Here is a 22,015-nt window from a genome sequence, read left to right as displayed (position 1 = left end):
GGGCGGTCGAAAATTTCACAACCAAGTGGCCTAAAAACTCTGCTCCCGGATCAACTCAATCAGCGCCCTTAACCCGGCCGGCACATGACGCCGCCCTGGATAATAGAGACGCAAGCAGTCAAAAGACGGTGTCCATTCTTCCAGCACGCGCACTAACGTCCCCTTCGCCAAATCTGCGGCTGCATTCCATTCGGTGAGATAGGTCAAACCCAGCCCCGCCCTGGCAGCCTCGAGCATCAGAGTCGGGTTATCCAGAGTCAAAGCACCCTGCACCTCCACAGCAATCGCTTCGCCATGGCGCTCAAACTCCCAGTGATAGATCGCGCCACTGGGCATTCGGCTGCGAATACAGCGATGGGCGCGCAAATCCAGGGGGCTAAGGGGGATTGGGTGGCTGGCAAAATAGTCCGGGCTACCCAATACAGCAAACCGCTGGGCAGGGCTGATATCAACCGCAATCATGTCTTGAGGCACTGTGTCCCCGAGTCGGATCCCTGCATCAAATCCCTGTGCCACGATATCCACCAGGCGTCCCTCAGTAACGATATCCAGCTTCATCCGTGGATAACGCCGCAGGTATTCCAGTAGCAGGGGCATCACCTGTTTTGCCGCACCCTCCGAGGTATTCAGGCGCAAGGTACCGGTGGGTTCCGTGCTGCGATTTCCCGCCTGTTCCAAAGCCGTGCGAATGCTCAACAGCGCCGGGGTAATCGTCTCGACAAACTCTGCGCCCACTTCAGACAAAGACACACTGCGCGTCGTGCGATTGAACAGCCTCACCCCCATCCGCGCTTCAAGCCCTGCGATGGAGTGGCTCAGCGCCGACCTCGACACATTCAACTCGGTCGCCGCAGCACGAAAGCTGCGATGCCGCGCCACGGCCAATACGGCTTCCAGTTCATTAAGTCCGGATGTATTCATTGTCCTGAATTACTCATCAACTCATGCCGATTTGTCCGGCTTATCAGCTGAATCATAGTGACTTACCGTACGACGCACTAGCTCAGCGTCCCGGAGGACCTATGCACCACATCAACCAGATTTACATCAATGGCGCCTTTGTCACACCTCATGGCGAAGAGCTTTTTGACCTGTTCAATCCGGCTACAGGCCAGAGTATTGGCCAGGTTCGATTGGCAAATGAACAGGACGCCCTGGAGGCTATCTCTGCCGCCAAGCGCGCGTTTACCGAGTTCTCCCAAAGCCCGAAGGAAGTTCGAATCGGTTATCTCAAACGTATGCACGCTGCCGTTGAGTCCGTAGAGGACGAACTCACCGATGCAATCATCGAGGAATACGGTGCCCCGCTATCCCGTGCCCGATGGATGGCCAGGCACGCCGCCAGCGTCCTGCAGGATGCTGCTTCGGTGCTTGAGAACTACAACTTCTCCCGACGCATCGGCATCGCCGAAGTAGTCATGCAGCCGTTGGGTGTAGCCGGATTGATCACCCCTTGGAACAGCAACGCCGGTTTCATTTGCGCAAAGCTCGGCGCCGCATTGGCCGCAGGCTGTACTGCGGTGATCAAACCGAGTGAGATGAGCGCCATCCAGACCTCTATCGTCACCCGTGCACTCCATGAAGCGGGGCTGCCTCCCGGCGTGTTCAACATCGTCACCGGCCGTGGCGAGACCGTAGGCGCCGTATTGAGCGCTCATCCCGACATCGCAAAAGTCTCCTTCACCGGCTCCACCGCTGTCGGCAAAACGATCCTGCGTACTGGCGCCGAGACTCTGAAGCGCGTCACCCTGGAACTGGGCGGCAAATCACCGGTGCTGATTCTCGATGATGCAGACCTCAAGACGGCCGTGCCCATGGCACTTCAGGCCGGCTTCATGAACAGCGGCCAGGCCTGCATTGCCGGCACCCGAATCCTGGTACCTGAAACTCGCCTGGCTGAAGTTGAAGCGCTGATGGTCGAGGAGGTAGCCAGGGTAAAGGCTGGCAACCCTCGTGATCCGGTCACCGCGGTCGGTCCGATGGTCAGTCAGAAACAATGGGAGCGGGTGCAGCGCTACATCCAGATCGGGATCGAGGAGGGCGCTCATCTATTGGCGGGCGGCCCCGGTTTTCCAGAAGGCATCAACGCCGGCTGGTTCGTAAAACCAACCGTATTCAGCCGCGTAAACAACCAAATGACCATCGCCCGCGAGGAGATTTTCGGCCCGGTGCTATCGATCATTACCTACACAACCGAGGAAGAAGCCCTGGCCATCGCCAACGATACACCCTACGGCCTCCAGGCATATATCCTGTCATCCAATCCGGAACGCGCTCACAGGCTGGCCAGCCGCATAGACGCTGGCCGGGTCCTGATCAATACCCTGGCCCATGAGCCACTCGCACCGTTTGGAGGTTTCAAACAATCGGGTATTGGCCGCGAGTACGGCACATTCGGCCTTGAAGCCTTTCTGGAGCCCAAGTCGATCCTGAGTTGAGTTCTCAGCATAAAAACGCATGAATAAGGTCAACGCCCCAAACCAAAGTGCATGAACAGGCTCCATAAGCACACCGTTCAGGGAAATCGATGCAAAGTGTTTCTGCATTTTTGGTATGGTGCAGCACATTTTCCCAGGGATTGATTTCTCCTCCGCAGGAAGCGGCGTCGACCTTATTCAATGAGATGCTGTAGAAATGCCTGAACCAATACCGATCAAGGATCACGAAAACGAAAACCGCCTGGTCAACAAGCGGCTGCTGGCCTGTGCACTGCTGGTGATCGGCATCACCTGCGCCCTGGTCGGCAGGATGTACTTCCTGCAAGTGGTGCAGTACGACTATCACTCCACCATTTCCGAAAACAACCGCGTCCATGTCCTGCCGATTACCCCGACGCGCGGCCTGATCTATGACCGCAACGGCGTGGTACTTGCCGACAACCGCCCCAGCTACAACCTGATTATCACCCGTGAGCGCACGACCGATCTCAAGGGTGAGCTGGACGCCATTGTCAGCCTCTTGCACCTGCCCGCCGAAGACCGCGGCGTATTTGATAAAGCCCTCAAGCAGGCGCGTCATCCTTTCGTGCCCGTCACCCTGTTTTACGAGCTGACCGAAGAACAGATCGCCGTGCTGGCCGTCAACGAATTCCGCCTGCCGGGCGTAGACGTCGAGCCGCAGTTCGTCCGCCATTACCCGTTGGGCGCGCACTTTGCCCACTCCATCGGCTACGTAGGCCGGATCAACGAAAAAGAATCCAAGGCACTCGACTCGGTGGAATACCGAGGCACGCAGTCCATCGGTAAAACCGGCATCGAGCGCTTCTACGAGTCCGAGCTGCATGGCCACGTTGGCTATGAAGAAGTTGAAACCAACGCCCAGGGCCGTGTGCTGCGGGTGCTCAAGCATACCGACCCGATTCCTGGCAAAAACATCGTGCTGAGCCTGGACGTCAAACTCCAGGAAGCTGCCGAAGAAGCCCTCGGTGATCGTCGCGGCTCGGTCGTGGCCCTGGACCCGGCAACCGGCGAAGTGCTGGCAATGGTCAGCAAACCCAGCTTTGACCCGAACCTCTTTGTCACCGGCATCAGCTTCAAGGAATACGCCGCGCTTCACGACTCCCTCGACCGGCCGCTGTTCAACCGCGTGCTGCGCGGGCTCTACGCACCGGGTTCGACGATCAAGCCGGAAGTGGCGATTGCCGGCCTCGACAGCGGGGTGGTCACCGCCCAGACCCGCGTCTTCGACCCCGGCTACTACCAGCTCCCGGACTTCGACCACAAATACCGCAACTGGAACCACAGCGGCGACGGCTGGGTGGACATGGACGCGGCGATCATGCGCTCCAACGACACCTACTTCTATGATCTGGCCCACAAGCTGGGTATCGACCGCCTGCACGACTACCTGGCCGAGTTCGGCCTCGGCCAGAAAGTCTCCCTGGACATGTTCGAAGAGTCAGCCGGCTTGATGCCGTCCCAGGCCTGGAAGCGCGCCACCCGGCGCCAACCGTGGTTCCCGGGTGAAACCGTGATCCTCGGCATCGGCCAGGGCTACATGCAGGTCACCCCGTTGCAACTGGCCCAGGCCACTGCGCTGATCGCCAACAAAGGCGTGTGGAACCGACCGCACCTGGCCAAGACCATCAACGGCGTGGCGCCGGTGGATGAAAACCCGATGCCCAACGTCGTCCTCAAAGACCCGCGCGATTGGGAGCAGGTCAACCACGGCATGCAGTTGGTTATGCATGACCCACGTGGTATCGCCCGGGCGGCGGCGGCCGGTGCGCAATACCGGATTGCCGGCAAGAGTGGTACCGCGCAGGTGGTGGCGATCAAGCAGGGCGAGCGCTACAACCGCCTCAAGACCCTGGAGCGCAACCGCGACAACGCCTTGTTCGTCGGCTTCGCTCCGGCGGAGCACCCGCGCATCGTGATTTCAGTAATGATCGAAAACGGCGAGGCCGGTGGCCGGGTGGCGGGTCCGGTGGTGCGCCAGATCATGGACGCCTGGCTGCTCGATCAGGAAGGCCACCTGAAGCCGCAGTACGCGACCCCCAGCAAGGCGCCGGGTGATCCTCACGTCTGACGCTACGAGGGCATGATGCCGGTCATGCCCCATCCCTTTTAAAAGGTTGCGCATTGGTCGATGTCGCCTACTGTCAATACAGGAGGTGTCTCATGCACGAATCAAATGAAATCAAACGCAAAGTCCTGCTCAACGCTCCACGTCAACGCGTCTGGGAAGCACTGACCGACGCCGAGCAATTCGGCAACTGGTTTGGCATCGCCCTCAAGGGCAAGCAGTTTTCCCCAGGGCGGGCCATTGAAGCCCCGATCACTTATCCAGGTTACGAGCACGTGGTGTGGAAGGCGAAAATCGAGCACCTTGAGCCCCAGGCGCGGTTCTCTTTCAGCTGGCATCCCTACGCCGTAGACAGCGACGTGGATTACGACACGGAAACCCCCACCCTGGTGGAATTCACCCTTGAGGATCACGCCGAAGGCATCCTGTTGCGGGTGGTGGAGTCAGGTTTTGACGGGATTCCCGACGCTCGCCGCCAGAAAGCCTACAAGAAGAACTCCCGAGGCTGGGACGATCAGATGAACAATATCGAAGAGTACCTGGCGAAATCCCATCAGCCTTGAGCTGATGGGACGCCACAGCCGTCAGCCTTCGTGGGCGGTGCTGATTTCCAGGGTGTCGGTGTAGGTCACCAACACGCTTTGGCCGACCTTGAGGTCTTTGAGGCCGGCGCGGATTTGCGGTTTTTCCACGGTCAGCACTTTGCTCTGGCCCGCCGGGTTTTCCAGGGTCACCTGGTTTTTCGCCAGGTCGATATGGGTGATCTTCAACTGTACCTGCACCTGGCGGAAGGCAGCACCGCCCGGGTTCGGGTTATCTGCGGTGGCGCGCAGCACGCCGGTTTTCTCGGTGGCGTCCGGTGCGCTCTTGTCGATGTCGGTGTCCAGTACGGCGGCGACCGAGTGGGTCACCAGCACCTTGACCTGATCGCCGACCTTCAGATTCCCCAAGTCCTTGGCCTGGTCGCTGAGTTGTACATGCACCTCACGACCTTCGGCGCCTTGGAGCACCACCTGATGATTGGCGGCATCCACTTTAAGCACCTTGGTGGTCACCTCATCGGCCTCCAGGGACTTGGACAGCGGGATATCGGCGGCATGTGCCGTCAGGGCGCCAGCGGACAGCAGGGTTGCCAGGGCAATCGCCTGGCGAAGAGGGCGGAATACGTTCATTGAATGGACTTCCATGTGAGAGGAGTCTTGAGTCTAGTGGCGAGTCTGACATTCGCAAATTCACTGCGCTGGTCGACCGCTACGCATGAGTGGTTGCATTGCGCCATAGGTCGCGCAGATAATGAGATGAATTATCATTAGCGTCCGGCAGTTCTGCGTGTCCACCCCTACTGATCCCAAGGTCCTGCTGGCAACTCTCTATGACGATAACCATCGCTGGTTGCGTGCGTGGTTGTATCGGCAATTGAAGTGCCCGCAAGACGCCGCCGACCTGACCCAGGACACCTTCATCCGGCTCTTGGATGCTCGGCAACTGACCCAACTCGACGAGCCCCGCGCCTTCCTCAGCACGGTGGCGCGGCGCCTGCTGTTCAGCTTCTGGCGACGCAAGCGGCTGGAGCAAACCTATCTCGACAGCCTGGCGCAATGGCCGGACTGCTTCACGCCCTCGGAGGAAGACCTGGCGCTGGTACGCGAGGCGCTGGAAAGCATTGATCGCCTGCTTCACGGCTTACCCGCACGGGTACGTAAAACCTTTGTCCTCAGCCGTCTGGAAGGGTTGTCCCAGCCAGTGATCGCGGCGCAATTGGGTGTTTCGCTGGCCACCGTAGAGCGTGATTTGCGCCGGGCCTTCCTGCATTGCCTGGCGGAATCGGCGGAGTTCACATGAGCGGGCCCAAGGTCGATGACAGCACCCGCGCCGCTGTCGATTGGCTGCTGCGCCTGGAAGCGGGCGGCGATGATCCGGACCTGCGCCAGGCCTTCGAGGCCTGGATAGTTGCAAGCCCGCAACACGGCGTGGCCTGGGAGCGGGTTGGTAGCCTGTTACAGCAGCCGATTGCCGATTTGCAGCGTATCGATGCCCACAGTCCGGGCCATATGCACGCCGCCGCCCAGGCACTGTCAACGCCGGATTCAGCATCACGGCGCAAGGTCTTGCGCAGCGGGTTGGCCCTGGTGCTGTTTGGTGTGAGCGGCGCCGCGATCTTTGATCGAACCCAGCCGATCAGTGGGCTGTGGGCCGATCGACGCACCGCGACCGGCGAGCGCCGTACCTTTCAACTGGCAGATGGCAGCAGCCTGACCCTGAACGCCCGCAGCTCGGTGGATATCCAGTTCACCGAGCAACGCCGCCTGGTGCGCCTGCGTGAAGGCCAGGTGTTTGTCGACGTGGCAGGCGACCCCCGCCGACCGTTTGTGATCGCCACCGCCCAAGGCGAAGTGCAGGCCCTCGGCACACAGTTCATGGTCAGCCAGGAAGCGGTCGGCAGCCTGACATCGGTGCAATTGCACAGCGTTCAAGTCGCCACCCTTGGTGGCAGCCAGCGCCGGGTAGCGGCGGGGGAGGCCGCATGGTTCAGTGACGTTGAGGTGCGCGCGGTGCCGATGTCGCTGCGCAGCCGGGTGGACTGGCGCGACGGCCGTATTGAGATGCGGGATGAACCGCTGGGCCTGTTGATCGACGCCCTGCGGCCCTATCGCCGGGGTGTACTGCGCCTCAGCACGCAAGCGGCGAAGCTGCGGATCTACGGCGTGTTCCCCCTGGATGATCCGGAGCAGACCCTGCAATCCCTCGCACAAACCTTCCCGCTGCACATCAGCCGTTATGGTTCATGGCTCACGCTGATTGACCTGCGTTAGGCCGATGGGAATTATTTTCAATTGGCATGAGGGGATCGCTCGTCTCGCTGGTCAAGGTTAGGGAACGTCCACCTGACAACGAGCCTTCTCACCCATGACATCTTTGATGATCCGCCCCTGCCTGCTGACTCTCGCCGTTACCCTGGCCGTGATTGGCCAACCCGCCGTGGCCCTGGCCGACACGGGTAACAGCGTGGTCCGGTATTTCGACCTGCCCGCTGCCGACCTTGGCGACAGCCTGAGCCGCTTGTCCCGCGAAAGCGGACGCACACTCTCGGCCAATCCGGCGTTGCTCCAGGGGCGCCGCGCGCCTGCCTTGCGCGGGCCGTTCAGCCCGGAGCAAGCCGCGCAGCAACTGCTGGCGGGCAGCGGCCTGGGCCTGAGCGTCACCGAGAACGGCACCTGGACCCTGTACCTGCTTCCCCAGGGCGGCGCCTTGAACCTGGGCGCTACCACGGTCACCGGGCAAACCGCCGAAAATGCCTGGGGCCCGGTGGACGGTTATGTCGCCACCCGCAGTGCCACCGGCACCAAGACCGATACGCCGATCATGGAGATCCCGCAGACGGTCAACGTGGTGACCGCCGACCAGATCAAGGTTCAGGGCGCGCGTAACCTCACCCAGGCATTGCGCTATACGCCGGGCATCGACACCAACGGCTACACCGACCGCAACACCACCTCCGACGAAGTGGGTAGCCGCGGTTTCGCACCGACCTTGCTGTACCTCGACGGCGCCTATCTGCCCTACGCCGGCAGCCTCGGCGGCGCGCCGCAAATCGACCCCTACACCCTGGAGCGTATCGAAGTGCTCAAGGGCCCGGCGTCTGTTTTGTACGGCCAGAACCAACCGGGTGGCATGGTCAACCTGGTGTCCAAGCGACCGACCACCGACGCCCGGCATCAGGTCAAGCTTGGCATCGGCAGTTATGACCGGGTCAACGGTGCGGTGGATGTCAGTGGCCCGATCGACGAGGAAAAGACCCTGAGCTATCGCCTGATCGGCCTGGTCAAGGACGGCAACGAAATGGTCGACCACACCTCCGACTCACGCACCTTGATTGCCCCCAGCCTGACCTGGGCGCCGAACGACGACACCGCCCTGACCGTGTACGCGCAACTCCAGCGTGACAAGGCCTTGGCCGACTACCAGGCGCTGCCTTCAATCGGCACGCTGTACCGCAACTCCCAGGGCCGGCACATCGACCGCGACGCGTTCCTCGGCGACTCCGACTGGAACAACTACATCCGTGACCAATACGTGCTGGGCTATGACTTCTCCCATGCCTTCAGCGACACCCTGGAATACCGCCAGACAGCACGTTTCACCGACGTCAACGACCGCTACAAAGGCTTCTACCTGAACCGCTTCGCCACGCTCCCCGACGGCAGCACCGACGATACCCGCGCCACCCGCACCAAGCTGGACTGGCGCCAACACAACTCGGCCTACACCATCGATAACAACCTGCAGGCCAAGTTCTCCACCGGCACCCTTGAACATACGCTGCTGACGGGCGTCGACTACCGTCAGTTCACCCGCAAGTACCAGGGTTACAACCTCTACAACGCGGAGATCATCGACCTGTACAAACCCACCAACTACCACACCTTTGGCCAGCCCGTGCTGACCACCAAGTGGAACAATACGGTGGAGCAAACCGGCCTGTATGCCCAGGACCAGATCAAGTTTGATCGCTTTATCCTCACTATCGGCCTGCGTGAAGACTGGGCCGAAGTGGTGAACCGCGACCTGCTGGCCCACAGCGACGTCAGCCAGAAAGACAAGAAACTCACGCGCCGTATCGGCCTGGCCTACCTCACCGATTTCGGCCTGGCGCCTTACGTCAGCTATGCCGAATCGTTTTTCCCAAGCACCGGCAGCCAGGCCCCGCAACGGGGGAGCCAGGCATTCAAGCCGGTGGAGGGTGAGCAGTACGAAGCGGGGCTCAAGTACCAGCCCAACGACAGCTCGTTGCTGACGCTGTCGGTGTTCCAGATCAAGCAGAAAAACGTGCTGACCGGCGACCTGGTGTTTCCCGAGTATCAACTTCAGGAAGGCGAAGTGCGTTCCCGTGGCGTCGAGTTTGAGGGCAAGGCGCGGGTCGGTCAGGTCGAGCTGATTGGTGCGCTGTCCTACCTGGACTCGTTCTACACCAAGAGCAATTACGGCAATGAAGGCAACCGCAACGAGGCCCAGGCGCCGTGGACCGGCAGTGTATGGGCCGACTATCACTTCGCCAGCGAGGCCCTGGCCGGCCTGACCCTGGGCGGTGGCGCGCGTTATACCGGCAAGAAATACGGCGACTCGGACAACACCTTCAAGGTCCCGTCCTTCGTGGTGTATGACGCCACGGTCAGCTACGACCTGAGCCGCGTCAGCCCCACCTTCAAGGGCGCTGAAGCCAGCCTCAACGTGCAGAACGTGTTCAACCGCGATTACGTTTCGTCCTGCAACTACGCCTTCGGTTGTTACTACGGCCAGGAGCGCACCGCGTCCCTGGCCGTTACCTACGACTGGTGAGCTACTTGATCACCACCGGATTCACCGGCGCACCACTGCCTCCGACAATCTTCAGCGGGGCGGCGGTGTAGAGGAATTTCCACTGGCCGTCGTCCGCACAGTCGGCGGCCAGTTCCTCCAGCAACACGATTTCGGTGAAGGCGATCCCCAGGTTGCGCATCAGCGCGCAATGCAGCGGAATCTGCACCCCGGACACCGGGTCGGTGATCACTTCGTTGGCGATGGTGTCGGTCACCAGGTTGGGGATTTCCATGTCGTGGAACCACTCCACCAGTTCCCGGCTGTAGGTCAGCCCCGGCTCCATCAGGTCCTTGAAGAACTCGGTCTTGCCCAGTTCATAAAACGCCCCCATGGAGCCGGTGCGGATGATCAGGATGTCGCGCTTTTCAATGGTCACGCCCTGGGCCTCGGCGGCTTCAAGCAAGTCCAGGTGGTTGAAGGTTTCGCCGCGGCCCAGGCACTTCTTGCCGCGATGGCGGGCCATGTCGATCAGTACGGCGCGGCCCACCACGCCGCGTTCGGCAATCGCCAGCACGCTGGCCTTGGCCATGCCGCCGACGGTGGTCTGGGCGTCGTAGCCGTTCCACAGTTGATTGTCGTACCAGGCGTGGCCGAGGGCGTCGTACTGGGTCGAGCCTTGCAGCTGCATGAAGATCACATCGTCGGAATACGCCGCGCCGCCGGTCATGTGCGGCTGTTTGCCGAAGTGGTAATGGCTGTGGTCGAGGGTATTGAAGCGCATCGACGGGTTGCGCGCGGGCCACATCGGGTCACCGTCCGGGTGGCCGATCTGCACTTGCAGGGTAAACGTCTTGCCCTGGCGTACCGAAGCAACGCCCCGCAGTACTTCGGCTTCGGTCAGGTAATTGAGGGCGCCGACTTCGTCGTCCGGTCCCCATTTACCCCAGTTCTTTGGCAGGCCTTCAAGCAATTCCCGGGTGTTCGGCTCGTTCTTATTATGAAGATCACACATAGCAATTCCGGTCCCTGTGAGAGTGAGTTACACGCAGCGCCCGCCATCGACTTCAAGGCACGTGCCGGTGATGAACGCCGCTTCGTCCGACGCCAGGTACAGGCAGGCGTTGGCCACATCTTGCGGGGTGGAAAAGCGCCCCAGGGGAATGGTCGCCATGAACTTCTGGCGGTTTTCCGGGGTGTCCGGCACGCCCATGAATTCGCTGAGCAAGGCCGTGGCACCCACTACCGGATTCACGCAGTTGACGCGGATATTGTCCGGTCCCAGCTCTGCCGCCATGGTCTTGCTCATGACCACCACTGCACCCTTGCTGCCGTTATACCAGACCAGTCCCGGACGCGGACGGATCGCCGCCGTCGAGGCAATGTTGACGAACACCCCGGCGCCCTGGCCTCGAAAGTGCGGCACAAAATGCTTGGCGCTGAGGAAGATGCTTTTGACGTTGACCGCAAACACCCGGTCGAACTCGGCCTCGTCGACTTCCAGCATCGGCCGGTTGCGGTGGGTGGTGCCGGCGTTGTTGATGACGATGTCGAGGCCGCCGAACTGCTCCAGGGTGCCGCGCAGCAGGGCGCCCATGCTTTCATCGTTGGCTACGTTGACCTCGATGAAATGCGCATGGCCGCCGCTTTCGGCGATTTCATTGACCACCCGCTGGCCACCGACGGCATTCATGTCGGCGACGATGACCTTGGCGCCCTGGCGGGCAAAAGTCTTGGCGATGCCCTCGCCAAAACCCGAGCCGGCGCCGGTGACGATCGCAACTTTATTGGCTAAACGCATGGTGTGTTCTCCGTTCTTGTTGTTGTGAGGAATCAACCGTGTTTGATCGCAATGGTCTTCAAGGTGGTAAAGCCCAGCAGCGCCTCGAAGCCTTTTTCCCGGCCATAACCGCTGGCCTTCACGCCGCCGAATGGCAGTTCGACGCCGCCCCCGGCCCCGTAGTTATTGATGAACACCTGGCCGCAGCGCAGCTTGCGGGCCAGGCGCATTTGGCGGGCGCCGTCGCGGGTCCACACGCCGGCCACCAGGCCGAACTCGGTGCCGTTGGCCAGGCGAATCGCTTCGGCTTCGTCGTCGAAAGGCATCACCGCCAGCACCGGGCCAAAGACTTCCTGTTGCGCCAGGCGACTGTCTGGCGGCACGTCGCGAAACAGCACCGCCTCCTGGAAATACCCACCGCTGCCAGCCTCGGCCACCACCGTGCCGCGGGCAGCGACGGTGATCCCGGCCTGTTCGGCTTCGCGAATAAACTCGCGCACCTGGCGTTGCTGCTTCTGGTTGATCAGCGGGCCCATGTCCAGGTCCAGCGCCGAAGGCCCGGCACGCAGCTCGGAAAAACGCTGGCTGAGGCGCGCAATCAGGCTTTCGTAAATGCTGCGCTCCACCAGCAAGCGGCTGCCGGCGGAGCAGGTTTGCCCGCAGTTCTGCACGATGGCATTGACCAGCACCGGCAGCGCTTCATCCAGGTCGGCGTCGGCGAACACCAGTTGGGGCGACTTGCCGCCCAGCTCCAGGGTCACCGGGCAGTGGCGCTCGGCGGCAGCTTTCGACACCGCCGTGCCGGTGGCGGTTGAGCCAGTGAAGGATATGTGATCGATGCCCGGGTGCGCGCACAACGCCGCGCCGGCTTCGTAGCCATAGCCGGTCACCACATTGATCGCGCCGGCCGGAAAGCCCACTTCGGCAGCAATCTGCGCCAGGCGCAGCAACGACAAACTGGCATCTTCCGCCGGCTTGACCACGCAGGCATTGCCCGCCGCCAGCGAGGCGCCGACACTGCGCCCGAAAATCTGCATCGGATAATTCCACGGGATGATATGCCCCGTCACGCCATGGGGTTCGCGTACCGTCAGCACGGTGTAGCCCGCTTGGTACGGCAAGGTTTCGCCGTGCAACTTGTCGGCGGCACCGGCGTAGTACTCGAAATAACGGGCGAGGGCGGTGGCATCGGCGCGGGCGACTTTCAAGGCCTTACCGGTGTCCCGCGCTTCGATCTGTGCCAGCTCCTCATGATGCTCCAGCACCGCCACGCCGAGCCTGGCCAGCAGGCGACTGCGCTCCACGGCAGACAACATTCCCCACGGCCCATCGAAGGTTTCCCCCAGCGCCTGCCGTGCGGCACTGATCGCCGCATCGATATCCGCGGCCGTGCCACGGGCGATGCTCGAATAGGTTTCGCCGGTGCTCGGGTCGATCACCGGAATGTCTTCCCGCGAGGTCGACGCCTGCCATTGGTTGGCGATGTAATGTGCGTTGGTCATGTTCAGCTCCTGTTCCCTGCGACGCATTCGGCGATGGCGCGGCCCACTTCGACGGTGCTGGCGCTGCCGCCCATTTCCCGGGTGCGCGGGCCTTCGGCAAGCACCGTTTCGATGGCGGACACGATGGCCGCCGCGGCTTCCTGATAAAGCGGATTGCCGTCGCCCAGGTGCTCGATCATCAGCGCTGCCGACCAGATCTGCCCGATGGGATTGGCCACGCCGAGGCCGGCAATGTCCGGCGCCGAGCCGTGCACCGGTTCAAACAACGACGGGTAGCGCCGCTCCGGATTGAGGTTGGCCGACGGTGCAATACCGATGGTGCCGGTGCACGCCGGGCCCAGGTCGGAAAGGATGTCGCCAAACAGATTGGAGGCCACCACCACATCGAACCAGTCGGGATGCTGCACGAAGTGCGCACACAGAATGTCGATGTGGAACTTGGCCGTTTTCACGTCCGGGTAGCGCCGGGCAATCTCGTTCACCCGCTCGTCCCAGAACGGCATGGTGATCGAAATACCATTGGATTTGGTCGCCGCCACCAGGTTTTTCCGGGGCCGCTGTTGCGCGAGCTTGAAGGCGTAGTCCACCACGCGGTCCACGCCTTCGCGGGAGAAGATCGACTCCTGCACCGCAATTTCCCGCGTAGTGCCTTCCCACATGCGCCCGCCGACACTGGAGTATTCGCCTTCGGTGTTTTCCCGCACCACGATAAAGTCGATGTCTCCCGGCACGCGGCCGACCAGCGGGCAGGGCACGCCGGGCATCAGGCGTACGGGGCGGATATTCACGTATTGATCGAACTGACGGCGGATCTTCAGCAGCGACTCCCACACGGCGGTGTGGTCGGCAATGATGTCCGGCGCACCGACGGCGCCGAAGAAGATTGCGTCATGGCTGCCGATCTGCTCGGCCCAGTCGTCGGGCATCATCGTGCCGTGGGCCAGGTAGTACTCGCTGCACCAGGCAAAGTGGTCGAAGTGAAAGTGAATACCGAAGCGCCGGCTGACGGCCTCCAGTACCCGCAGGCCTTCGGGCACCACTTCGCGGCCGATGCCGTCGCCGGGAATCACGGCGATGCGGTGGGTGGAGCGGGTGTTGGAATGGGACACGCCGTGTCTCCTGTGTTGTTTTTATAGGAAGGTCTGGCGAGGGCATTCTTGGCACAGCTGCAACAACAGGGGAATTGCTAATTGTGGAATCGGCCTTCGCAAAATTCGAAGGCCGAAGATTTACGCCGGGTTGGCGCTGAGGTAGTCGAACAGCGCCAGGCTGGTCAGTGAAGGCTGTTCCTTGCGCATGCACAGGTACATCTGCCGGTCGGCCCAGCTGTCGTCGATTTCGATAAAGCGCAAGGCCATCTCCTTGCGAAAAATCTGCACCGCCCCTTGTGGCAGCACGCCCACGCCCTGGCCGGCGGCGATCAAGCGGCACACCGCTTCGAAACTGCGCACCTGCATCCGCAGCCGCAACGGCATGCCGATGGCGGCGGCGGCTTCGCTGATCAACGGGGTGATGGCGGCGTTGTCTTCCAGCCCGACAAAGTCATAGCCGAGTAAATCCTCAAAACGCGCATGGCGCATTTTCAACGGATGATCATTGGGTACGATCAGGCACAGGCGATCCTGGCAGTAGGGCTCAAAGCGCAGCTCTTCGCCGCTGGAGCGGGTGGTGACGATGCCCACATCCGCCACGCCTTCACGTACGGCCTGGAGAATTTCCCGGCTGCGCTCTTCGCGAATATCCAGGCGGATGCCCGGGTGCAAGGTATTCCATTGGGTCAGTTGGCGCGGCAGTTCCTGGCTCATCGCCGAACTGTTGGCGTACAGGCACACCCGGCCGGTGGCGCCCTTGGCGTAGTCGGCGAGGTCGGCGTGCATGCCGTCCACCGCCCGCAGGATCGACTGCGCATGCTGGGCCAACACGTCCCCGGCCGCCGTCGGCGAAACGCCGGTGGAGGTGCGGGTCAGCAGGGCCACCTTGAAGTGCTGCTCCAGCAGCGACAGGCGCCGGCTGGCGGCAGAGAGGGAGAGGTGGGATTGCTCGGCCGCCCGGGACAGGTTGCCCAGCTTGACCGCCTTGAGGAACAGCTCGATGGAAGTGAGGTCGGGGGACATGCCGGGGTCCTTGTGCGCAGTGGGTGAAAAACTACGCAGTTGGCACGCGGCTGTCCAATATCCGGCAAACAAAAGGGCTGAAAGCAGATCTGCATTTCTGTAGGCGCTGGCTTGCCTGCGATAGCGTCACCGAGGTGCATCTGACACACCGAGGTGCCTGCATCGCAGGCAAGCCAGCTCCCACATTGGTTGGGGTTAGAAGTCGATGCTGGCCGACAACTTCGCCACGCGCGGGTCACCTTGGGTCAGGTAACCGCCGAGGGCCGATTCCCAGTACTTGGTGTTGGCGACGTTCTCCACGGTGGCGCCGAGGGTGACGTCACGCTGGTCCACCTTGAAGGTGTAGCGTGCGCCCACGTCGAAGCGGTTCCAGGCGGGCAGGCTGAGGTTGTTGGCCGCGTCGGCATATTGGCCGCCGGTGCGCAGCATGCGGCCGTTAACCGTCACGCCTTGCAGGCCCGGTACATCCCAATCCACGCCGGCATTCAGCTGGAAGGTCGGTACGCCGATGGCGCGGTTGCCGTCGTTGGTGCCGTTCTGGGTGCCGTGGACTTCGGTGTGGATGATGGTGGCGCCGCCCAGCAGGCGCAGGCCGGCGATGGGTTCGCCGAACACGTTAAGCTCCACGCCTTTGTTGACTTGCTCGCCCTGGCGAACATACGTGGCGCTTAACCCGTCGGCACTAAGTTGTGAGTAACCGTCGGTTGGTTGCTCGATGCGATACACGCCCAGGGTTGCGCCATAGGTACCCATGTCGACCTTGACCCCGGCTTCGGTCTGTTTCGAGCGCGCGGGGGCGTAGGCCTGGCCGGCGTTGGTGAGTGTTTTCGTGCCGGCGGTCTGAGGCGCGGTCGGCCCCTGTGCCAAACCTTCAATATGGTTGGCATAGAACGACACATGGTCCCACGGCTTGAACACCAGGCCGTACACCGGTGTGGTGATCGACTTGTCGTAGTCGGCAGTGCGAGTGCCGGTGCCGTAGGCAAAGCCCTGAACCACCAGTTCCTGGCGGCGCAAACCGGCAGTCACCAGCAAACGATCATCCATAAAGCCCAGAGTGTCGGAGATCGCTGCACTGCGGGCGAAGGTCTTGGCGGTGATGCCCGGGTCGTTCAGGTCGCCGCCCACGAAGCCGCCCTTGGCTGGCCCGGCAACGTCCACCGGGTTATAGATATTGCTGGCGTGGCCGGTGAGATCGAAGTCATAGGCGTTGCGCGTCTGGGCCCAGATCCCGGTCAACCCGAAGTTCAGCTTGTGGCTGACAGCGCCGGTCTGGAATTTGCCATTCAAGCCTGCCATCAGGCTGGTGTTGTCTTCCTGGTGGGCGATGCGCGAGCCGGTGACGGTGGCGTTGCCCAGGGTGTCATTCAGGGTGACCGAGGAGTAACGGCCGATCTCGTTGGTGTGCTTGGCGCCGCCGGCGATGTACGCCGTCCAGTTGTCGTTGAGGTCGTACTCGGCGCGCAACATGCCGAAGGTGTCTTCCAGGCTGCTGGTGCCCCAGCTCGGCGCGTAGTTGGTGTCGGCTGAAGGCGCGTTGGGGATGTGGGTCAGGTTCTGGCCAATCAGCACGGTGTTGCGCCCGCCATTGATCTGCTGTTTCGAGTAGACAAAGTCCCCCGACAGGCGTAGTGCATCACCGCGATAATCCAGGCCGACCGCAAACAGCTTCGAGCGCTGGCTTTCATCATCAATCCCGGTATCGCCCTCACGCTGGGAGAGATTCACCCGTGCGCCAAACCGATTGTCCTCGCCAAAACGTTGCCCGATATCCAGATGCTCGCCGACCCGGCCATCGCTGCTGATATCGGTGCTGAAACGGCGCAGCGGCACATCATCGGCGCGTTTGGGTTGCAGGTTCACACCGCCGCCAATCCCGGAGCCGCCCGGCGTCACGCCGTTGATAAAGGCGTTGGGGCCCTTGAACACTTCAACCCGTTCCAGGGCGTCGGTGGACATGATCTGGCGCGGCAGGATGCCGTACAAACCGTTGAACGAAATATCGTCGCCATTCAGCGGCAGGCCGCGAATGACAAAGGCCTGGGCCTGGTTGGCATAACCCGACGCTTGGCGCACGGACGAATCGTTGAGCAGCACATCGCCGACGTTTTCGGCCTGCTGGTCACGGATCAGTTTTTCGGTGTAGGAAGACATGCTGAACGGCACGTCCATGATGTCCTGGTTGCCCAGCACCCCCAGCTGCCCGCCGCGAGCCACCTGGCCGCCGGCGTACACCGGGGGCAGGGCGCTGGGCGTGGCTGCGTCGGCGCTGATGGTGGTGGCGCCCAATTCCAGAGCCTTGCCATCCTGACGGGTGTTCGCATCCTGCGGGGTTTCTGGAGTTGCGGCGTGAGCGGCGAGGCTCAGGGAGCAGCAAAGGGCGAGCAGGGTAGGGCGAAACGGCACAGCCAAGCGGGTGGAAATGGGCATGGTCGATCCTGACGGCGAACCGTCACTGTGAGGAAAAGGGCAACAACGTTGCGCGTCCTCGCTGCGCGGATACGACTCCGGTGCGAATGATAGTGATTGTCATTAATGTTCTGCAACAGTTTTGTGAGACTGCTCGCTGCGTGTGCGTAGGTCATTTCCGTTAAATCGCCGCGCCTTGTCACAGGCCGAGTAGAATCACGCCCTGAAAGTGATTCTTGAGGTGTGGCAAGGTGGATTTACAGCAGGGGTTTGTCCTGACCCGGCATTGGCGCGACACCCCGGCGGGCACGGAGGTCAGTTTCTGGCTGGCCACCGATCAAGGCCCAAGGTTCCTGCGCCTGCCGGTGCAGACCTCCGTGATGTTTATCCCCCAGGCCCATCGCAAGCCGGCCGAACTGCAGCTCAAGGGTGAGCGCGGCATCGAGTTGCGCGACCTGGCGCTTTGCGACTTCCACCATCGCCCGGTGTTGGGCCTGTACACCAAACAGCATCGCCAATTGATGGACCTGGAAAAGCGCCTGCGCAAAGCCGGCATCGACGTCTACGAAGGCGACGTGCGCCCGCCCGAGCGCTACATGATGGAACGCTTCATCACCGCGCCGGTGTGGTTCGGCGGCACGCCGGGCGAGGGCGGCATGCTGGTGGAGGCGCAGATGAAACCCGCGCCGGATTACCGCCCGCCCCTCAAGCTGGTGTCGCTGGACATCGAGACCACCGCCCAGGGCGACCTGTATTCCATCGCCCTCGAAGGCTGCGGCGAGCGCCAGGTGTACATGCTCGGCCCGCCCAATAAAACCGACGCGGTGGACTTCAAACTCGACTACTGCGACACCCGCGCCGAACTGCTCGATCGCCTGAACCAGTGGCTCGCCACCCATGACCCCGACGCGATCATCGGCTGGAACCTGGTGCAGTTCGACCTGCGCGTCCTGCACGAACATGCCCAGCGTCTGAATGTACCGCTGCTGCTCGGCCGTGGCGGCGATGCCATGGGCTGGCGCGAACACGGCAGCCGCAATCACTACTTCGCTGCGGCGGCCGGGCGGCTGATCATCGACGGCATCGAAGCCTTGCGTTCGGCCACCTGGAGTTTCGAATCCTTCAGCCTGGAAAACGTCGCCCAGACCTTGCTCGGCGAAGGCAAATCGATCTCCACGCCGTACCAGCGCATGGACGAAATCAACCGCATGTTCGCCGAGGACAAGCCCGCGCTGGCGCGCTACAACCTCAAGGACTGCGAGTTGGTGACGCGGATTTTCGAGAAGACCGAGCTGCTTAAATTCCTCCTGGAACGGGCCAGCGTCACCGGCCTGCCGGCGGACCGCAACGGTGGTTCGGTGGCCGCGTTCACCCATTTGTACATGCCGCTGATGCACCGCCAGGGTTTCGTCGCGCCGAACCTGGGCGACAAACCGCCCCAGGCCAGCCCCGGCGGGTTTGTCATGGACTCGCGCCCCGGCCTCTACGAATCGGTGCTGGTGCTCGACTACAAAAGCCTCTACCCGTCGATCATCCGCAGCTTTCTGATCGACCCGGTGGGCCTGATCGAAGGCCTGCGTCACCCCGAAGACAGTGAGTCGGTGGAAGGCTTTCGCGGTGCGCGGTTTTCCCGCACCCGGCATTGCCTGCCATCGATTGTCGCGCGGGTTTCCGAAGGCCGCGAAGTGGCCAAGCGCGAACACAATGCGCCTCTGTCCCAGGCCCTGAAGATCATCATGAACGCCTTCTACGGCGTACTCGGTTCCAGCGGTTGCCGGTTTTTCGACACCCGGCTGGCGTCGTCCATCACCCTGCGCGGCCACCAGATCATGCGCCAGACCCGCGAACTGGTCGAAGCCCGCGGCTATGAAGTGATCTACGGCGACACCGATTCCACCTTCGTCTGGCTTGGCAGCGCCCACTCCCAGGAAGACGCCACGCGCATCGGCCTGGACCTGGTGCAGCACGTCAACACCTGGTGGCGCGAGCGCCTGCAGAATGAGTTCGGCCTGCAGAGTGCCCTGGAGCTGCAATACGAAACCCACTTCAGCCGCTTCCTGATGCCGACCATTCGCGGCGCGGAAGAGGGCAGCAAAAAGCGCTATGCCGGGTTGGTCACCCGCGCCGATGGCAGCGAAGACATGATCTACAAAGGCCTGGAAACCGTACGCAGCGACTGGTCGCCCCTGGCCCGGCAATTCCAGCAGGAGCTCTACCAGCGGATCTTCCACCGCCAGCCCCATCAGGATTACGTGCGCGACTACGTGCGCCGCACCTTGAGCGGTGAGCTCGACGAGTTACTGATCTACCGCAAACGCCTGCGCCGGCAACTGGGCGACTACGAACGCAACGTGCCGCCCCATGTGCGCGCCGCGCGCCTGGCCGACGAATACAACGACCGCCAGGGCCGCCCGCGCCAGTACCAGAACGGTGGCTGGATCAGCTACGTGATCACCGTCAACGGCCCCGAACCGCTGGAAGTGCGCCAGGCACCGATCGACTACGACCACTACGTCACCCGGCAGCTGCAACCGGTTGCGGATGCGATCCTGCCGTTCGTAAACGACGACTTCGGCACCCTGGTGGGTGGCCAGATGGGCCTGTTCTAAAACGGCTTGCCTTGCAGCGGCGAGAGCCTGCAATCTTGGCCACTGACGACCACCAGACGGCGCAATATTCCCATGACTGAAATCACCCTGACCGGCACCACGGTCGAACTCCGCCCCCTGCAACGCGAACACTCGGCCGCCCTGGTACAGGCCGCCGCCGACGGGCAACTATGGAACCTCAAAGTGACCAACGTGCCAGGCCCCGACACCGTCGAAAAGTACGTGGACATTGCCCTGGCCGGGCGTGAGGCGGGCACCATGATGCCGTTTGTGATCGTGCGCCGCGACACCGGCGAGGTGGTGGGCAGTACGCGGTTCTGGAAGGTCGACCGGGTCAACCGCAAGCTGGAGATCGGCCACACGTTTATCAGCCAGTCGGTGCAGAAATCGGGGATCAACACCGAGGCCAAGCTGTTGCTGCTGACCCACGCGTTTGAAGTGATGGACTGTGTGCGAGTGCAGTTCACCACCGATGAACTGAATGAAAAATCCCGGGCCGCGATCCTGCGCCTCGGTGCGGTACAGGAAGGCATTGTGCGCCACGAGCGCATCATGCCCGATGGCCGCAAGCGCAACTCGGTGCGCTTCAGCATCATTGATCCGGAATGGCCGCAGGTTAAAGCAGGCTTGCAAGCCAGGCTGGCTCGCTAGGGCTTGTGGCTCAGCTCTTCCACCAACTCATCCATCCGGTCGGCGATCTTCGGCGTGGTCGACAACACAAAGCCCTTCTGCGTGCCCACATAGGTCTCGACGATGTACAGCGTGTCGCCCACATCCAGCCCCAGTTCCTGCAAGGCTTCGTCCGGCAGGCGAATGGCGCCGTCGCCGTCCCAGTCTTCGATCGTGACGCGTTTGCTGTGCATGATGGCTTCCCGTTGAACGAATGAACGGACTAGCCTAACACCTCAAGCCACTGCAGGAGCCCCGGCAATGGCCACGATGGGCATCCGCAATCAAAAGAAACAATGAGGCGTCAGGTGGCTAAACGCCTTGCTTCGCGGGCGTCCTGACCTACGCTTTCTGAAGCTGTCGTAGGAATCATCCTTGAATTTGACTGTCGCAGACATGAAACTCAAGAACCCTGCATGGAATTCAAAGGAGGTGTGCATGCTCATCCGGTCGCTGACCCTGGCTACCTTGATGGCTTTTACGGGGCCGCTGCTGGCCGCGGATGATCTCAATCCGCTCAAGCAGGACCTGGGCAAGTCACGCCCGTTGGTGGTGGTGGAACTCGACTCCGGTAACCCGACGTTGGCCACTCTCAAGAAACAGCTGGACGAGCCTGCCAACAAGCAGTCCTTTGAAGAGCGCAACATGGTGCTCTACACCGTATCTTTCGGCAGCATTGGTGCCGAGGGCGAGAAGTTCGCCAAGGATGCCAAGGACAACAAGAAGCTCGCACCGCCTGAAACCAACGCACTGATCCGCGCGCTCAAGCTGGGCGCCGGCAGTGGCACCAAAGTGATTCTGGTGGGCAAGGACGGCGAGAAGAAACTCGAGAAGACCGTGCCACCGGATACCCTCAACCTGGCGGATTTCTTCAGCGCGATTGACCAGATGCCCCAGGCTGAAAAGGACCTTGCCGCACCGGCCGAGCCTGAGCCCGCGGCTCCAGCGGCTGCCAAGCCTGGCGCCAAGGCTGGCAAGAACACCAAGCATGCAGCGCCCCAACCTGCACTGGATGATTGAACCCCCGCAAGAGCTGGCCAGCCGGCCTTGCGGTAGAAACTTGCAGCACTGGCGTCATGAGTCATATGATAAGCGTTATCATTTGCACTCTGC

Annotated in this window: 18 protein-coding genes; 9 read left to right on the top strand and 9 right to left on the bottom strand. The window is 61.9% G+C overall.

Going from position 1 to position 22,015, the window contains the following annotated elements; all coding sequences use genetic code 11:
* Positions 1-30: 30 nt before the first annotated feature.
* Positions 31-921: a LysR family transcriptional regulator gene (locus V3W39_RS31185; RefSeq protein ID WP_330214015.1), complete on the bottom strand. Its 891-nt coding sequence runs from the start codon at positions 919-921 to the stop codon at positions 31-33.
* A 101-nt stretch (positions 922-1,022) separates the two neighbouring features.
* On the opposite strand from V3W39_RS31185, the gene V3W39_RS31180 reads away from it, so the two are divergent.
* The 3 genes from V3W39_RS31180 (at position 1,023) to V3W39_RS31170 (ending at position 5,087) form a co-directional block, all read left to right on the top strand.
* On the top strand, positions 1,023-2,438 hold the full coding sequence (locus V3W39_RS31180; protein ID WP_330214014.1) for an aldehyde dehydrogenase family protein: 1,416 nt from the start codon (positions 1,023-1,025) through the stop codon (positions 2,436-2,438).
* A 196-nt stretch (positions 2,439-2,634) separates the two neighbouring features.
* On the top strand, positions 2,635-4,527 hold the full coding sequence (mrdA, locus tag V3W39_RS31175; protein WP_177048786.1) for a penicillin-binding protein 2: 1,893 nt from the start codon (positions 2,635-2,637) through the stop codon (positions 4,525-4,527).
* Between the two features lie 92 nt (positions 4,528-4,619).
* Positions 4,620-5,087: an SRPBCC family protein gene (locus V3W39_RS31170; RefSeq protein ID WP_330214013.1), complete on the top strand. Its 468-nt coding sequence runs from the start codon at positions 4,620-4,622 to the stop codon at positions 5,085-5,087.
* 21 nt (positions 5,088-5,108) lie between these two features.
* Here V3W39_RS31170 and V3W39_RS31165 read toward each other — a convergent pair whose 3' ends face one another.
* Complete coding sequence (locus V3W39_RS31165) at positions 5,109-5,696, bottom strand: hypothetical protein (RefSeq protein ID WP_177116220.1); 588 nt, start codon at positions 5,694-5,696, stop codon at positions 5,109-5,111.
* Positions 5,697-5,853: 157 nt separating this feature from the next.
* On the opposite strand from V3W39_RS31165, the gene V3W39_RS31160 reads away from it, so the two are divergent.
* The 3 genes from V3W39_RS31160 (at position 5,854) to V3W39_RS31150 (ending at position 9,861) form a co-directional block, all read left to right on the top strand.
* On the top strand, positions 5,854-6,366 hold the full coding sequence (locus V3W39_RS31160; RefSeq protein ID WP_259198957.1) for a sigma-70 family RNA polymerase sigma factor: 513 nt from the start codon (positions 5,854-5,856) through the stop codon (positions 6,364-6,366).
* Positions 6,363-7,337, top strand: a complete 975-nt coding sequence (locus V3W39_RS31155) for a FecR family protein (protein ID WP_330214012.1) — start codon at positions 6,363-6,365, stop codon at positions 7,335-7,337. The genes V3W39_RS31160 and V3W39_RS31155 overlap by 4 nt, the downstream gene beginning before the upstream one ends.
* Positions 7,338-7,431: 94 nt before the next feature.
* Positions 7,432-9,861 (top strand): TonB-dependent siderophore receptor, encoded by a 2,430-nt coding sequence (locus tag V3W39_RS31150; RefSeq protein ID WP_330214011.1) that lies wholly within the window; start codon positions 7,432-7,434, stop codon positions 9,859-9,861.
* Between the two features lies 1 nt (position 9,862).
* On the opposite strand, the gene V3W39_RS31145 is transcribed toward V3W39_RS31150, so the two are convergent.
* The 6 genes from V3W39_RS31145 to V3W39_RS31120 form a co-directional block, all read right to left on the bottom strand.
* Entirely contained in the window at positions 9,863-10,834 is a 972-nt protein-coding gene (locus V3W39_RS31145; protein ID WP_330214010.1) for a cyclase family protein, read from the bottom strand.
* 27 nt (positions 10,835-10,861) lie between these two features.
* Positions 10,862-11,620, bottom strand: coding sequence for an SDR family oxidoreductase (locus tag V3W39_RS31140; RefSeq protein WP_177048778.1), 759 nt, complete (start codon positions 11,618-11,620; stop codon positions 10,862-10,864).
* 32 nt (positions 11,621-11,652) lie between these two features.
* A complete protein-coding gene (locus tag V3W39_RS31135; RefSeq protein ID WP_330214009.1) occupies positions 11,653-13,101 on the bottom strand; it encodes an aldehyde dehydrogenase family protein in 1,449 nt (482 codons plus the stop codon).
* Between the two features lie 2 nt (positions 13,102-13,103).
* A complete protein-coding gene (locus V3W39_RS31130; protein WP_330214008.1) occupies positions 13,104-14,210 on the bottom strand; it encodes a tartrate dehydrogenase in 1,107 nt (368 codons plus the stop codon).
* A 120-nt stretch (positions 14,211-14,330) separates the two neighbouring features.
* Entirely contained in the window at positions 14,331-15,215 is an 885-nt protein-coding gene (locus V3W39_RS31125; RefSeq protein ID WP_177078155.1) for a LysR family transcriptional regulator, read from the bottom strand.
* A 195-nt stretch (positions 15,216-15,410) separates the two neighbouring features.
* Positions 15,411-17,645, bottom strand: coding sequence for a TonB-dependent receptor (locus V3W39_RS31120; RefSeq protein WP_330214007.1), 2,235 nt, complete (start codon positions 17,643-17,645; stop codon positions 15,411-15,413).
* A gap of 230 nt (positions 17,646-17,875) precedes the next feature.
* Here V3W39_RS31120 and V3W39_RS31115 point away from each other — a divergent pair, with 230 nt between their 5' ends.
* Complete coding sequence (locus V3W39_RS31115) at positions 17,876-20,233, top strand: DNA polymerase II (RefSeq protein ID WP_330214006.1); 2,358 nt, start codon at positions 17,876-17,878, stop codon at positions 20,231-20,233.
* A gap of 72 nt (positions 20,234-20,305) precedes the next feature.
* Entirely contained in the window at positions 20,306-20,884 is a 579-nt protein-coding gene (locus V3W39_RS31110) for a GNAT family N-acetyltransferase (protein ID WP_330214005.1), read from the top strand.
* Here V3W39_RS31110 and V3W39_RS31105 read toward each other — a convergent pair.
* A complete protein-coding gene (locus tag V3W39_RS31105) occupies positions 20,881-21,096 on the bottom strand; it encodes an AbrB/MazE/SpoVT family DNA-binding domain-containing protein (RefSeq protein WP_003208231.1) in 216 nt (71 codons plus the stop codon). The genes V3W39_RS31110 and V3W39_RS31105 overlap by 4 nt on opposite strands.
* 244 nt (positions 21,097-21,340) lie before the next feature.
* Between V3W39_RS31105 and V3W39_RS31100 the strand changes: the two genes are divergently transcribed.
* Complete coding sequence (locus V3W39_RS31100) at positions 21,341-21,922, top strand: DUF4174 domain-containing protein (RefSeq protein ID WP_177048765.1); 582 nt, start codon at positions 21,341-21,343, stop codon at positions 21,920-21,922.
* Positions 21,923-22,015: the final 93 nt, after the last annotated feature.

Origin of the sequence: Pseudomonas sp. Z18(2022), assembly GCF_036346535.1 — a bacterium.
Classification (GTDB): Bacteria; Pseudomonadota; Gammaproteobacteria; order Pseudomonadales; family Pseudomonadaceae; genus Aquipseudomonas; species Aquipseudomonas yamanorum_A.
This window is presented reverse-complemented; position numbering and strand designations above follow the sequence as displayed.